The sequence below is a fragment of the Corynebacterium ulceribovis DSM 45146 genome, from assembly GCF_000372445.1.
In the GTDB taxonomy this organism is placed as follows: Bacteria; Actinomycetota; Actinomycetes; order Mycobacteriales; family Mycobacteriaceae; genus Corynebacterium; species Corynebacterium ulceribovis.
Genome location: NZ_AQUY01000003.1, coordinates 96671 through 110117, shown reverse-complemented (window position 1 = coordinate 110117; position 13447 = coordinate 96671). Strand labels below are relative to the sequence as shown.

The window sequence follows — 13447 nt, the reverse complement described above, 5'->3', positions numbered from 1 at the left end:
GTGGGCAAAAGTGATAGTTGGCGCCGCCCAACAATGTCAGGCGGCGTGCCAGCAGGTATAGGTTATGCGCCTGCTTCGCGTGGCAGATTGTGGAACTCCCAGTCAATCATTCCGCCGCGAACGTTAATCGCGTCGATGCCATTGCGCTCCAGCCAGCTACCCACCTGGGCGCTGCGACCACCGGAACGGCAAATCAGGTAAATATCCTGGTCCAGGTCCAACTCGCCGTAGCGAGTCATCATCTGCTCCATCGGAATATTCACTGAACCAATGGCGTGCAGTTCCGCGAACTCCTCCGGCGAGCGCACATCAATCAGCTGCGCGTCCTTGGGAACTTCAGTTACTGCTACCGCTTCCATGAGACCCCCGAATTACTTCTGGTTGTTGAAGCGCTTGATGGCTTCGTCAATAATCTTCTGTGCTTCCGCTGCGTCGCCCCAGCCGATACCGTTGACGACCTTGCCTGGCTCCAGGTCCTTGTAGCGGGTGAAGAAGTGCTCAATCTCCTTCAAGGTGAACTCGTTGATGTCCTTGACATCCTGGTACTGCTCGTAGCGTGGGTCATCCAGCACGCACAGCAGCTTGTCGTCGCCGCCAGCTTCGTCGGTCATCTTGTACACACCGACTGGGCGTGCCTTCACAATTACGCCTGGGTAGACGGACATTGGCATCAGCACCAGCGCGTCCAATGGGTCGCCATCGTCGGAGAGAGTTTCGTCGACAAAGCCGTAGTCAGCTGGGTAGCCGAATGGGGTGAACAGGTAACGGTCCAGGTACACCTTGCCGGTTTCGTGGTCGATTTCGTACTTGTTGCGCGACCCCTTCGGGATCTCAACGGTAACCTCAATGCTCATTAGCACTGCTCCTTTTGAGTGACGTTCAATAGACGTGAATGGACAACTTTCATGCTAGCTGCCCTAATCTGACATGGTTGGCTTCACTTGACATTAACAACGCGAAAAGGTGACCCCGTGACGCGACCGCCCAGCCAAAACACCAACTCCAGGCCCGTCCTGTGGTGGGTGTCCCTCCTCGCCGTCCTTCTAGCCGCTGCCATCATTATCGGCAGCGCCCTGTGGCTTGGACGGCATGGCAAACGCATCGTCGCCGACCCCGCAGCCATTGCCACCGCCGCTTCACCGACTGCAGCTGCCACCGACGGCATCGATGACGTGGACCAGCTCCGCAGCGATGTCACCGAAATCATGGCGAAATACGCCACCGACCCTCGCCTGGGGAACCTCGCCGGGATGGTCACCGACGCAGAAAGCGGCGAACTTCTGTGGCAACACAACCCAGATAAACCGCAGCGCCCAGCATCAGCCACCAAAATCCTGACAGCCGCCGCCGCACTGCTGACTTTGCCGCTCGACCACCGCGTGAAAACTACGGTCCACACCGGGGACGCGCCGGGCACGATTGTGTTGCGCGGCGGCGGAGATGTCACCCTCGCCCAGACCAGCGGTGACACCGGCTGGCATGACGGCGCGGCGTCCCTGGCAGACCTAGCCGCCCAACTGCCGGACCCAGCCGCCATCACCAACATCGTCGTCGACACGTCCGCGTGGGGCGGCGATGCTTTCAACCCCGAGTGGGATGAAGAGGACATTGATGCCGGGTTCATCGCCCCGATGGAACCGGTGATGGTCGATGGCGCCCGCCTGAACCACGACAGCAATCACCCGCCGAAAAGTCACCACCCAGCAAATGCCGCCGGTACTGCCTTCGCTGCGGAAATCGCGAAGCTCGCAGGCACCAACGCCGACAGCATCGAGGTAGACGTCAATAAGCAAAAAACCAGTGGTGAGGAAATCGCCGCGGTGGAATCGGCGCCGCTACGTGACCGCCTGCACGACATGATGGCCAACTCCGACAATGTTCTCGCGGAGGCGATCGGCCGGGAAGTGGCGGAGGCACAGAACCCGGAGCAGGCCCCGACGGGGGAGTCTGCGGCGAAGGCGACCGTTGACATTTTGCAGGCACACGGCGTGCCAATGGCTGGGGTGGACTTGAAAGATAATTCCGGTATGGCCATGGCGAACCTCATCCCGTCGCGCACCCTGTCCGACATTATTGTCCGCTCCGTCGGCCACGATGACGCCGACGCGAAGCTGCGGCCGCTGGTGGAAACCATGTCCGTTGCGGCAGGCGACGGCACCTTGGCGACCCGTTTCGCTGGCCAAGATGGCGCCGGGTACGTTCGCGGTAAAACTGGCACGCTGACCGGGACCTCCGCTTTGGCCGGTGTGACCACCACCGTCGGCACTGACATGCTGGTGTTCGTGCTGGTATCCAATGACGCCGACGTCCCCGCCGCCCGCGCCGCGCAGGATGAGCTGACAAGCGAGCTCACCGAGGTCCGCTAGTGCCCGCACACATCGGCCAGGTTGCAGTTCCCCGACGTAGTCCGAGCTTTTTGACGATTAGACGCGCGGTCCGCGGCTTTTGCAGCGACTGCGTTGTTGGCCTGTCGGGCGGGGCGGACTCCTTAGCTCTGGTGGCAGCATTGGCGGCGGAAAATGTGGCTGCCGAAGCGATTGTTGTGGACCACGGGCTGCAACCTGGCTCTGCCGATGTGGCAGCGCAGGCACGTGCACAAGCGCAGCGGCTTGGGGTGCCCGCCCGTGTGATTGCGGTGGAAGTGGGCAGCGCCGGTGGCATGGAAGCTGCGGCGCGGGACGCCCGCTACGAGGCGTTGCTGGCGGCGGCACAGGGGCGGCCAGTGCTGGTGGGGCACACCTTGGATGACCAAGCCGAAACTGTGCTGCTGGGGCTGGTGCGGGGCTCTGGGGCGAAATCGCTGGCGGGCATGCGACCATGGACTGACCTGCCCGGCGGCACAATCGGGCGGCCACTGCTTGGGGTGCGGCGCGCCGATACGGAAAGTGCCTGCCAAGAGCTGGGCCTGAACGTATGGCACGACCCGCAGAATACTGATGCCGCATTTACGCGGGTACGGATGCGGCATGAACTGCTGCCGCTGCTGGAGGATATTGCCGGCGGCGGGGCAGTAGCGGCGCTGGGGCGGACCGCGGAGCTGCTGCGGGCTGATGACGATGCGTTGGAAGCTGCGGCTGCGGAAGTGCTGGCGGGCGGGGGCGCTGGAGCGTCGGCTGGCTTGGCGATGGGCTTGGCGGTGGCTGACCTTGCACCACTACCGGAAGCAGTGCGCACCCGAGTGCTGCGCCAATGGTTGCTGTCGCAGGGCACTGGACCGCTGACTTTTCGGCACTTAACCGAAGTGTCCCGGCTGGTTACCGATTGGCATGGTCAAGGTCCGGTTGCCGTGCCGTACCATCATGATTGTGGTGTACAAATGGCAAGGAAGGGCAACAGATTAGTTGTCGCCCGCAAAGCTGGCATCCTTGGCCTGTACATTCAGGAAGAAACCGGCAGAATCCGACAAGCAGGTGGAGGCATTCCCAATGCATGACGTGAAAGACTTCAACGTCCCAGACAACCCATACGGCGCCGACGTTGAAGCAATTCTTATTGGCGAAGAGGAACTGCACGCTCGCATCCAAGAGATGGCGGACCGTGTCAGCGAAAAGTATGCCAACACGGAAGAAGACATCATCCTCGTCTGTGTCCTGAAAGGCGCAGTAGTCTTCCTGGCAGACTTCGCCCGCAAACTGAAAATTCCAGCACAGCTGGAATTCATGGCGGTGTCCTCCTACGGAAACTCTGTTTCTTCCTCCGGCGTGGTCCGCATTCTGAAGGACCTGGACCGCCAAATCGAAAACCGCAACGTCATCCTGGTGGAAGACATTGTTGACTCCGGCCTGACCCTGAGCTGGCTGATTAAGAACCTGATGAACCGCAACCCGCGGTCGCTGGAAGTTATCACCCTGCTGCGCAAGCCAGAAGCCGTCACCACCAAACTTGACATCGCCGACATTGGCTTCGACATCCCAAACGAATTCGTCATCGGATACGGTCTGGACTTCGCCGAACGCTACCGCGACCTGCCATACGTCGGAACCCTGCACCCATCCGTCTACCAGTAACAACTGGTCGGATGCTGCCCAGTGCGCCGCGCTGACTTAAGTGTTGGCGCACCACTGTTAGTTAGCCCTTGAGAAAGCCCTTCATGGAAACGAAGAAGATTATCCGCTGGTCCGCCATCGCGGCGGTCATTTTGATCAGCTTTTTTGCGCTGAACCTGTTGACCGACGACACCCGCGGCTACCGCAAGGTAGAAACCTCGGTTGCGCTGCAGCAGCTGAGCGAAGGCAAAGTTGAAGAAGCCCAAATTGATGACCGGGAACAGCGACTACGCCTGAAACTGCGCGAAGGTATCGAAGTTGACGGCAAAGCCGACACCAAAGAAATCCTCGCGCAGTACCCAGCCCGCGCCACTGACGACATTTTCACCGCGGTGCGGGACGCCAAAGGCATGGACAAGTACAGCACCAAAGTGACGCAGGAGAACTTCCTGATGTCCATGCTGGGGCTGATGCTGCCGATGCTGATCTTCTTTGCCCTCATCATGTGGCTATTTAGCCGGATGCAGGGCGGCGCCGGTGGCGGCATGTTCGGTATTGGTGGCTCACGCGCCAAGCAGCTGAGCAAAGACATGCCAAAAACCACCTTCGCCGACGTGGCCGGTGCCGACGAAGCAGTCAGCGAACTCGCCGAAATCCGCGACTTCCTGCAAAACCCAGAGCACTACGAACGCCTCGGCGCGAAAATCCCGCGCGGCGTGCTGCTCTACGGCCCACCGGGTACCGGTAAAACCCTGCTGGCCCGCGCTGTTGCCGGTGAAGCAGGCGTGCCATTCTTCACCATCTCCGGTTCCGACTTCGTCGAAATGTTCGTCGGTGTTGGTGCTTCCCGAGTCCGCGACCTATTCAAGCAGGCCAAGGAATCGTCACCATGCATCATCTTCATCGACGAAATTGATGCCGTTGGTCGCCAGCGTGGCGCCGGCATGGGCGGTGGACATGACGAACGCGAGCAAACCCTGAACCAGCTGCTGGTGGAAATGGACGGTTTTGATGACCGCTCCAACGTCATTTTGATGGCTGCCACCAACCGACCAGACGTGCTTGACCCAGCGCTGCTGCGCCCAGGTCGCTTCGACCGTCAGATCCCAGTGACCAACCCAGATATGGCGGGCCGCCGCGCGATCTTGAAGGTCCACGCGAAGAACAAGCCGCTGGCTGCCGACGCGGACCTTGACGGTCTGGCGAAGCGCACCGCCGGTATGTCGGGTGCGGACCTGCAGAACGTGCTCAATGAAGCTGCGCTGCTGACCGCTCGCGTCCACGGCAATGTCATTACCGCCGACGCGCTGGAAGAAGCCGTCGACCGCGTTATCGGTGGTCCGCGCCGCACGTCGAAGATTATTTCCGAGCAGGAAAAGAAGGTCACCGCCTACCACGAAGGTGGCCACACGCTTGCCGCGTGGGCGCTGAAGGACATTGAACGTGTCTACAAGGTGACCATTTTGGCTCGTGGCCGCACTGGTGGCCACGCCATGACAGTGCCGGAAGACGACAAGGGCATGTACAACCGGGCAGAACTCTTCGCCCGCTTGGTCTTTGCCATGGGTGGACGCGCCGCCGAAGAGCTGATTTTCGGCCAGCCAACCACCGGCGCTTCTGCCGACATTGAACAGGCTACGAAGATTGCCCGCGGCATGGTTGCCGAATACGGCATGAGCCCACACCTGGGCACCGTGAAATACGGTGAAGAAGACGGCGACCCATTCCTCGGTCGCGGTGGCGGAGCAACCTCTGACTACTCGCCGAAGGTGGCCGCTGTCATTGACGAACAGATCCGCTACCTGATTGACCGAGCACACCGCGAGGCCTACGACATCCTCAAGGAAAACCGCGACACCCTGGACATTCTGGCTGCGGAGCTGCTGGAAAAGGAAACGCTGCGCCGCCCAGACCTAGAGGTCATGTTCAAGAACGTGGTGCCACGACGCCGCGTGGACCTGTACCTGGGTCTGGAGGAGTACCCGAAGGACTTCAAGGAACCAGTTCTCACCCCAGTTGAGCAGGCGATTGCTCGTGGTGAAGAACCGCCGAAGAAGGTCGACTTCATTGAGGCGATCCGCAAGCAGAACCTGAGCAGTTTGCCGCACTCTGGTGTGGAAACCCGACCAGATAGCGGCGACCGGGAGAGCCACAGCAGCGACAAGGATGTGCAGTCCGGCGGCACCGGGTCTGGTGTCACTGGCGATGACATGTCTTCTGGTGAGCAGATCGGCGAGCCGAAAGCTGGTCGGCCCCGTCAGCCTGAACAGCAGCAGACGCCACGGACGCCACAGCAAACGCCACCACAGACACCGCCACAGACTCCGCAGTACGGTGGCACCCCGCCACCTCCGAACTGGACTGCACCAGGGTGGCCTCCGGCCGATTCGTCAACAAGCGAAAAAGGCCCGGTAGTGCCGCCAATCGAAGAGCAGCGCGGATTCCAGCTGCCAGCCAACGAAAAACCTAGCAACCCATGGGAGATAGATAATGACGGCAAATAAGTTCGACCAGGCGCGAGCTGAAGCTGCAGTCCGGGAACTTTTGATTGCCGTCGGCGAAGACCCAGAACGCGAAGGCCTGCGGGACACCCCATCGCGCGTGGCACGCGCCTACGCCGAAACATTTGCCGGGCTGTTCACCGACCCGTCCGCAGTGCTGGAAACCACTTTCGACGAAGGTCACAAGGAAATGATCTTGGTCAAGGACATTCCGATCTACTCCACCTGCGAGCACCACCTGGTGCCATTCTTTGGCAAAGCGCACATCGGCTACATCCCCGGCGAATCCGGGCGGGTGACCGGCCTGTCGAAGCTGGCGCGGCTGGTTGACGGTTACGCCAAGCGCCCACAGGTGCAGGAGCGCCTGACCTCGCAGGTCGCCGATGCGCTAGTCGAACGGCTGCAGCCGACTGCCGCGATTGTGGTGATTGAATGTGAACACCTGTGCATGTCCATGCGCGGGATTCGTAAACCTGGTTCGAAGACGACGACGTCGGCGGTGCGGGGCCTATTCCACACCTCCCCGGCGGCGCGGTCGGAAGCCATGAGCCTGATTATGGGGCGCTAACCCGTGGCCGCGGAAAACCGGAAGCAGCAGCCCGAACGACCCAATCGGTTCAAGGTGCCGTTGATGACGGGTCCGATGTCCCTGCTCGGCGGGCTGGACCGCTGCGCCGTGATGGGCATTGTCAACGTCACCACCGACTCCTTCTCCGACGGAGGCCAGTACCTGCGGCCAGGTGCCGCGCTGACGCAGGCCGAGAAGCTGGTGTGCGACGGCGCCGATTTCATTGACGTCGGCGGTGAATCGACCCGTCCGGGTGCCATCCGCGTGACCCCCGACGATGAACTGTCCCGAGTGTTGCCGGTGGTCCGTGAACTAGCCAGTGCCGGGGTGCGAGTCAGCGTGGACACGATGCGCGCCGATGTTGCCGAAGCAGCGCTTGCCGCAGGTGCCGCCATGATTAACGACGTATCCGCAGGCTTAGCCGACGACCGCATGCTGTCAGTGTGCGCCGCCGCCGATCGGCCACTGTGCCTGATGCATTGGCGCACCGACCGGTTCGTCAACGCGTCCGGCCGTGCAGCCGTCGCCGATATTGTTGCGGATGTGCGTAGGTTCCTGCTTGAGCGTATTGACGCAGCGGTGGCAGCGGGTGTGGCACCAAACAACATCATTATTGACCCAGGCCTGGGGTTTGCGAAGAACGCTGAAGATAACTGGCAACTGCTGCGGAACCTGGATGTGCTGATCGATCTGGAGTTTCCGGTGCTGGTTGCGGCGAGCCGGAAACGGTTTTTGGCGTCGCTGCGCACACGTCCGGATGGTTCGGCGCGTACTCCGGCGGAGGCAGATGCGGCGACTGCTGCGGTGTCGGCGCTGGCAGCGCAAGCTGGGGCCTGGGCGGTGCGCGTGCATGACGCCGCCGCGACCCGTGATGCGGTGGAAGTGGCGGCAGCGTTTTCTCGCGGCGCAGCCCCAGATGGGCGGCCTGCTGCCGACGGTGACTACCCAACAGCGGGCTAGCGTGGCTAATTAGCGGCGACCAACGAGCAGCAATCAACGAGCGGAGGTTTTTGATGGCGGACCGGATTGAACTGACTGGGCTGAAAGTGTTCGGTCATCACGGCGTTTTCGGCTTTGAAAAGCGCGACGGCCAAGAGTTCATTATCGACGTCTGCCTGTGGCTCGATAGTGCTGCCGCTGCCGCCTCCGATGACCTTGCCGACACCATCGACTATGGCGCACTGGCGGACACCGTGGTTGCGATTGTCTCCGGCCCGCCCCGCAATCTCATCGAGGCAGTTGCCGGGGAGATTGCGGACACCGTCATGGCGGACAATCAGCAGTTGCACGCGGTGGAAGTGACGGTGCATAAGCCAAGCGCACCGATTAAGCACGCATTCGATGACGTGGCGGTGGTCGCGCGTCGCTCCCGCCGTGCCGGGCAAGGGAAAGTGAAACCGAAGTTCCGCTTTGCGTCCGATGCCGGAACGGAGCAAGTCTGATGTCTGAACTTCCGCTCTCGGACATCCCGCTGCCGGACCAGCCGTGCACTCGCGCGGTACTGTCCATCGGCAGCAACATTGGCGACCGCCTGAACCACCTGCAATCCGTCCGCGACGCTTTCGACACTCTCCCCGGAGCCCGCGTCCTAGCTGCATCGGACATTTATTGCAGCGCCCCATGGGGCGGGGTAGAGCAGCAAGACTTCCTTAACGCATTGTTGCTTGTTGACGTTCAGCTGAGCGCCCTGGAGTTGCTCCGCTTTGGTCAAAAGCTAGAGCAGCAAGCAGACCGCGTTCGCGAAATCCATTGGGGCCCACGAACTTTGGATGTCGATATTGTGACGGCAGCTAATGCGAAAGGTGCCATATATTCGTCAACAAGCGAACTGATGCTGCCGCACCCACATGCACACCAGCGCGCATTTGTGCTGGTGCCGTGGCTGGATGCTGACCCGAACGCCACGCTGGACGGGGCGAGTATCGCGGAGCTCATTGCTGGGCTGGACGCTGCGGAAGTTGCCGGGGTGCAGCGCAGCGGGCACAGTTGGAAACAACAAGCGGAAGGCGTATCAGTTCAGTGAAAATGCAGCGCACTAATCCACGCGCGCCCATCGCGCTGGCCCTCGGCGTCGGCGTGGTGACGGTGCTGCTGGCATGGCGATTCTACGGCTCTCTGCCGGGGCTGCATGCCCGCGATACCGCGTTTTTGTGGTTCCTTGCAGTGATGTGCGGGCTGGCGGCCTGGTGGGTGAAAAAGCGGGTCAGTGACGGCGATATTGGGCAAGACCGCAGTCAAGTGAACCCAACGACTGTTGCTGGGCTGCTGATTATCGGGGATGCGGCGATTTGGCTGGGCGCTATTTTCGCAGGTCTTTACGGCGGGCTGGCGGTGTGGGTGCTGCCACGGACTGGGGAGCTGCTGGCTGCGGAAGAAGAAGCGCCAGTGGTGATTTTGGGGCTGGTCGCGTCGGTTTTGGTGACGATTGCGGGTCTGGTTTTGGAGTGGGCGTGCAGCGTGCCGCCGGACGATGACGAGGGCCGTGGCCTTGGAAGTGGCATCGAAGCTACGCCTGCGTAAAATGGGGAGCTAAACACGCCCGCAGCAGCTACGACAGCTGAAGGTTTTCCCAGCTAGATTGGTACTCATGACTCCGCAGCCTCACGACCGCAACTCCACTCCAGATTCTGAGCGGACCGAAGTCTTCGGTCAGGTGCCGGCTGAGCCTGCCTTCCATGAGCAGTTTGACGTGAATGGGGACAGCTGGGGCACAGGTGCGCATGAAGCTGGTGCGGGTTCGGCGGGCGGTCGCGCCGGTTCGGCGGGCGTGCCGGATGACTCTGCCGCTGGGGCAGACGCCGGTGTTGGTGCTGGATCTGCTGGTTCCTCGGATGCTGATTCCGATGCGGAGTTGCTGGCAGTGGGCGCCGGGGATGACCACCGTGACGAAGCGCTGAACAGCAACGACAAGTCCATGTTTGTGCTGATTGGGCTGGTGGCACTGGCAGTTGTGGCTTCGGTGGTCATGCTGTTCACCAACTCCACCACGTGGATGAAAATCGCAGTGCTCGCCGCATTGTGGGCCGCGTTCCTCGGGGCGCTGCTGGTGAGCCGATTCCGTCAGCAAGTAGGCGATGAACGCAAGCGCTCGGCTGAGCTGCAGCGGATTCACCAGCTGGAGATGGACAAGGAAATGGCGACGCACCGGGAGCAAGAACTGCTGCTGGAACAGTCCTACCTCGATAGCCTGCGCGAACAGCACGCCGACACCTTGGCTGAGCTGAAAGTGGAGCTGCAGAAGCTGCGCGAGCACCTTGCGGAGATGCTGGGCACGGACCTGGAAGAAGAGCGCGTTGCGCTGCGCGCGGAGGCTGAGCGGATCCGGGAGCTGGAAGCGAAAGCGGATCTGGCGCAGACTTCCCGGCCTGCTTTGCGACGGGCAGAAGCTGTCGGACGCGGCGAAGTTGGCGCACACACCCAGTCGGGCCCAGTGACGCCAGAAGGTTTGCGTCAGGTTCGGGAAGAAAAGCGGGAAGAGCACCGCGCTGAACAAGACGCGGCAGCAGCTGCCGGGGCAGCGCTGGCTGGGGCTGCCATGGCTGCAGAGCCTGGGCACCCAGCAAACGGCACCGCAATTCCGGTCGAGACCGAGCGCCCAAGTGATGCGCGCACTGCGCATCTGGGTGGCCACAGTGATGCGCGCAGTGGCGCGCACTCTGGCGCGCAGGCGAGCACGCATACCGGCGGTCACAGTGGCAGCAAGTTCAGCACCGGTAGCTTCGCGGCCGTGGACTGGACCATGCCGGAACCAGAGCAGCCAGATTTCGCTGACGAAGACGATGGCTACGAAGATTACGCTGATGCGGACGCCGCGGGCGACCACGCGGAAGCTGCGGATGACTACGCAACCGCGACGATTCCAGTGCACCGGGATTGGGCTGTTGCTGCGGGTATGAAGCTGCCGGAAGAACCAGCTGCACCTGCACAGGATGTGGCTGCTGAAGAAGTATCCGCTGAAGAGGCACCTGCGCCGGAATCTCAGCAGACTCCGGAAGCGCCGGAAGTTGCTGACGAACCATCGGCACACCATGGCCGTCGCCGCGCCGACGAGAACAAGAACGCGCTGACTGTCGCCGAACTGCTCGCGCAGATGCGCAAGGAAAAGTAGCGTGACCGCCAGCACCGGCGGCGCGGGCTTCGGCGGCGCCAGTACCGGCGGCGCCCCAGCCCTGACGGTCGGCATCATTTCCGCTGGCCGGGTCGGCACTGCAGTCGGCGAATGTCTCGAGCGTGCCGGGCACCGAGTCACTCATGCCGCGGCCGCCTCCGCCCAGTCCGTCAATAATGTGCGCACCCGAATACCCAGCGCCGTGATCGCAACCCCGGAGCGCGCTGCCGCCGATGTCGAACTGGTCGTCATCGCAGTTCCCGATAACCAAATCGCTTCCGTCGCAACGCAAATCGCCCCGTACCTCGGGCCGGGCGTCATCGTCATGCACGTCGCCGGCGCCCTCGGCCGCGAACCACTGGCCCCGTGCGAACAGGCAGGCGCCCTCACCCTCGCGATGCACCCCGCGATGACGTTCCTCGGCGACACCCGCGACACCGACAACCTTGACGGCTGCGGCTGGGGTGTCACCGCCGCCGACGACATCGGCCTGACCGTCGCCGAACTTCTCGCCACCCAGATGGGCGGCCGCATCATCCCCATCGAAGAGCAACAGCGCACGACCTACCACGCCGCGATGGCCATCGCCGCGAACCTGACCAGCACCCTCATCGCAGACGCCACCGACGCGCTCGCCGCAGCCCTGCCGCCCGGTCAATTCACCGAAACTGGCACCCGCGACGCCGCCGCTCTGCTGCTTGGCCCGCTCGCGCATGCCGCCGTCACCAACACGCTCGCCCAGGGCCGGAGCGCGCTGACTGGGCCCGTTGCCCGCCGCGACATTGACACCGTCCGGCGGCACATCGAGTCGCTCCACAACGTCAACAAGCACATCGCGGACGCCTACCGCAACCTCTCGGCCCACACGGCGCGCCAAAACAACGACGACCACACCGCGTCCGACCTGGATAAATAGGCTTATTGACGTATTGGGGCGCTACACTAGCCCCGATACACCCGCCAATCACAAACGAGGACCGTCATGAGCTACACCCCCGGCCAAGCAACTGTGTACCACGACATTGCAGGGCTGTCGCAGGTCACACGGGCGCTACGCAAAACCGGGCGGCCCGTCGCACTCGTCCCCACCATGGGCGCACTGCACGCCGGACACATCGCACTCGTGCGGGCGGCGCAACAACAATGGAACGTCACCGTCGTGGTCAGCATCTTCGTCAACCCACTGCAGTTCGCCGAAGGTGAAGACTTCGACGCCTACCCACGCACCCTGGACGACGACGTCGCCAAGCTGAAAGCCGCTGGAGCAGACCTCGTCTTCGCGCCGAACGCCGCCGAAATGTACCCGAATGGCTTCCGCACCACCGTGCAACCCGGGCCACTCGGCGCTGAACTAGAGGGCGCCACCCGGCCAACCCACTTCGCGGGCGCGCTGACCGTCGTGAACAAACTGCTGAACATTGTTGGGCCAACTGACGTGTACTTCGGTGAAAAGGACTACCAGCAGCTGATTTTGATGCAGCAAATGGTGACCGACCTGAACATGGGAATAAAAGTGCATGGCGTGCCGGTTATTCGGGAGGCAGACGGGCTGGCGATGAGCTCGCGAAACCGCTACCTATCCGAGGAGGAACGCGACGTGGCGCTGGTGATTTCCGCCGCGCTGACCGCCGGGGCGCACGCCGCCGAACACGGCAAAGAGGCCGTGCTACACGCGGCGCGCGGAGTGCTGGCTGCGGCGCCGGAAATTGACGTCGACTACTTGGAACTGCGCGGCGCGAACCTTGGGGAAGCGCCGGAACAAGGCGATGCGCGGCTGCTGATTGCCGCACGCGTGGGCAACACTCGCCTGATTGACAACGTTGGAGTGCCGATTGGGATTGGCTTTAAGAACTTGGGGGAGGACTCCTAAATGATGCGCACAATGCTGAAATCCAAAATTCACCGCGCGACGGTGACGCAAGCTGACCTGCATTACGTCGGCTCGTGCACCATTGACGAAGACCTGATGGACGCCGCTGACCTGCTTGAAGGTGAGCAGATTGACATTGTTGATATTGACAATGGCAACCGCTTGACGACGTATTGCATTGCTGGGCGACGCGGCAGCGGCGTCATTGGCATTAACGGCGCGGCGGCGCACCTGATTCACCCGGGTGACCTGGTGATTCTGATTGGCTACGGCGTGTTCGAGGATGCGGAGGCGCGTGAGTATGAGCCGCGCGTGATTTTCGTGGACGAGAAGAACCGGCAGCTTGAGGCCGGCGTCGACCCGGCGCATGCGCCGGAAGGCTCCGGCCTGCTCGACCCGCGGTAGTCGGGTCCG

Annotated in this window: 15 protein-coding genes; 13 read left to right on the top strand and 2 right to left on the bottom strand. The window is 62.2% G+C overall.

Features of this window, described 5'->3' with window-relative positions; translation table 11 throughout:
• Nucleotides 1-62 precede the first annotated feature (62 nt).
• Both A3EC_RS0109075 and A3EC_RS0109070 read right to left on the bottom strand, forming a co-directional pair.
• Nucleotides 63-359, bottom strand: a complete 297-nt coding sequence (locus A3EC_RS0109075) for a rhodanese-like domain-containing protein (protein ID WP_018024869.1) — start codon at nucleotides 357-359, stop codon at nucleotides 63-65.
• Between the two features lie 12 nt (nucleotides 360-371).
• Nucleotides 372-854: an inorganic diphosphatase gene (locus A3EC_RS0109070; RefSeq protein WP_018024868.1), complete on the bottom strand. Its 483-nt coding sequence runs from the start codon at nucleotides 852-854 to the stop codon at nucleotides 372-374.
• 117 nt (nucleotides 855-971) lie between these two features.
• Here A3EC_RS0109070 and dacB point away from each other — a divergent pair, with 117 nt between their 5' ends.
• From dacB to panD, 13 genes are all read left to right on the top strand, one after another.
• The gene (dacB, locus tag A3EC_RS0109065) at nucleotides 972-2366 is read left to right on the top strand and encodes a D-alanyl-D-alanine carboxypeptidase/D-alanyl-D-alanine endopeptidase (RefSeq protein ID WP_156812912.1); all 1395 of its coding nucleotides are present in this window, start codon (nucleotides 972-974) and stop codon (nucleotides 2364-2366) included.
• 50 nt (nucleotides 2367-2416) lie between these two features.
• Nucleotides 2417-3433: a tRNA lysidine(34) synthetase TilS gene (gene tilS, locus A3EC_RS0109060; RefSeq protein ID WP_245532977.1), complete on the top strand. Its 1017-nt coding sequence runs from the start codon at nucleotides 2417-2419 to the stop codon at nucleotides 3431-3433.
• Nucleotides 3426-4007, top strand: a complete 582-nt coding sequence (hpt, locus tag A3EC_RS0109055; protein ID WP_018024865.1) for a hypoxanthine phosphoribosyltransferase — start codon at nucleotides 3426-3428, stop codon at nucleotides 4005-4007. The genes tilS and hpt overlap by 8 nt, the downstream gene beginning before the upstream one ends.
• A gap of 83 nt (nucleotides 4008-4090) precedes the next feature.
• Complete coding sequence (gene ftsH / locus A3EC_RS11955) at nucleotides 4091-6490, top strand: ATP-dependent zinc metalloprotease FtsH (protein ID WP_018024864.1); 2400 nt, start codon at nucleotides 4091-4093, stop codon at nucleotides 6488-6490.
• On the top strand, nucleotides 6477-7055 hold the full coding sequence (gene folE / locus A3EC_RS0109045) for a GTP cyclohydrolase I FolE (RefSeq protein WP_018024863.1): 579 nt from the start codon (nucleotides 6477-6479) through the stop codon (nucleotides 7053-7055). Before ftsH ends, folE begins: the two co-directional genes overlap by 14 nt.
• Before the next feature lie 63 nt (nucleotides 7056-7118).
• Nucleotides 7119-8015, top strand: coding sequence for a dihydropteroate synthase (gene folP, locus A3EC_RS0109040; protein ID WP_245532976.1), 897 nt, complete (start codon nucleotides 7119-7121; stop codon nucleotides 8013-8015).
• 53 nt (nucleotides 8016-8068) lie between these two features.
• A complete protein-coding gene (gene folB / locus A3EC_RS0109035) occupies nucleotides 8069-8497 on the top strand; it encodes a dihydroneopterin aldolase (RefSeq protein ID WP_018024861.1) in 429 nt (142 codons plus the stop codon).
• Complete coding sequence (gene folK / locus A3EC_RS0109030) at nucleotides 8497-9078, top strand: 2-amino-4-hydroxy-6-hydroxymethyldihydropteridine diphosphokinase (protein ID WP_018024860.1); 582 nt, start codon at nucleotides 8497-8499, stop codon at nucleotides 9076-9078. Before folB ends, folK begins: the two co-directional genes overlap by 1 nt.
• Before the next feature lie 2 nt (nucleotides 9079-9080).
• On the top strand, nucleotides 9081-9575 hold the full coding sequence (locus A3EC_RS0109025) for a DUF3180 domain-containing protein (protein WP_026162362.1): 495 nt from the start codon (nucleotides 9081-9083) through the stop codon (nucleotides 9573-9575).
• A 67-nt stretch (nucleotides 9576-9642) separates the two neighbouring features.
• Nucleotides 9643-11163, top strand: a complete 1521-nt coding sequence (locus A3EC_RS12555; RefSeq protein WP_018024858.1) for a DUF6779 domain-containing protein — start codon at nucleotides 9643-9645, stop codon at nucleotides 11161-11163.
• A gap of 1 nt (nucleotide 11164) precedes the next feature.
• Nucleotides 11165-12079, top strand: coding sequence for a Rossmann-like and DUF2520 domain-containing protein (locus A3EC_RS11945; RefSeq protein WP_018024857.1), 915 nt, complete (start codon nucleotides 11165-11167; stop codon nucleotides 12077-12079).
• 66 nt (nucleotides 12080-12145) lie between these two features.
• Complete coding sequence (gene panC, locus A3EC_RS0109010) at nucleotides 12146-13033, top strand: pantoate--beta-alanine ligase (protein ID WP_018024856.1); 888 nt, start codon at nucleotides 12146-12148, stop codon at nucleotides 13031-13033.
• Nucleotides 13034-13438: an aspartate 1-decarboxylase gene (gene panD, locus A3EC_RS0109005; RefSeq protein WP_018024855.1), complete on the top strand. Its 405-nt coding sequence runs from the start codon at nucleotides 13034-13036 to the stop codon at nucleotides 13436-13438.
• Nucleotides 13439-13447 lie beyond the last annotated feature (9 nt).

Excerpts from the sequence above, each read along its gene's own strand:
- A3EC_RS0109075 (WP_018024869.1), bottom strand. The coding sequence starts at position 359 with ATGGAAGCGGTAGCAGTAACTGAAGTTCCCAAGGACGCGCAGCTGATT.
- folK (WP_018024860.1), top strand. The coding sequence starts at position 8,497 with ATGTCTGAACTTCCGCTCTCGGACATCCCGCTGCCGGACCAGCCGTGC.
- A3EC_RS0109070 (WP_018024868.1), bottom strand. The coding sequence starts at position 854 with ATGAGCATTGAGGTTACCGTTGAGATCCCGAAGGGGTCGCGCAACAAG.
- ftsH (WP_018024864.1), top strand. The coding sequence starts at position 4,091 with ATGGAAACGAAGAAGATTATCCGCTGGTCCGCCATCGCGGCGGTCATT.
- A3EC_RS12555 (WP_018024858.1), top strand. The coding sequence starts at position 9,643 with ATGACTCCGCAGCCTCACGACCGCAACTCCACTCCAGATTCTGAGCGG.
- hpt (WP_018024865.1), top strand. The coding sequence starts at position 3,426 with ATGCATGACGTGAAAGACTTCAACGTCCCAGACAACCCATACGGCGCC.
- A3EC_RS0109025 (WP_026162362.1), top strand. The coding sequence starts at position 9,081 with ATGCAGCGCACTAATCCACGCGCGCCCATCGCGCTGGCCCTCGGCGTC.
- panC (WP_018024856.1), top strand. The coding sequence starts at position 12,146 with ATGAGCTACACCCCCGGCCAAGCAACTGTGTACCACGACATTGCAGGG.
- folE (WP_018024863.1), top strand. The coding sequence starts at position 6,477 with ATGACGGCAAATAAGTTCGACCAGGCGCGAGCTGAAGCTGCAGTCCGG.
- folB (WP_018024861.1), top strand. The coding sequence starts at position 8,069 with ATGGCGGACCGGATTGAACTGACTGGGCTGAAAGTGTTCGGTCATCAC.
- panD (WP_018024855.1), top strand. The coding sequence starts at position 13,034 with ATGATGCGCACAATGCTGAAATCCAAAATTCACCGCGCGACGGTGACG.
- folP (WP_245532976.1), top strand. The coding sequence starts at position 7,119 with ATGACGGGTCCGATGTCCCTGCTCGGCGGGCTGGACCGCTGCGCCGTG.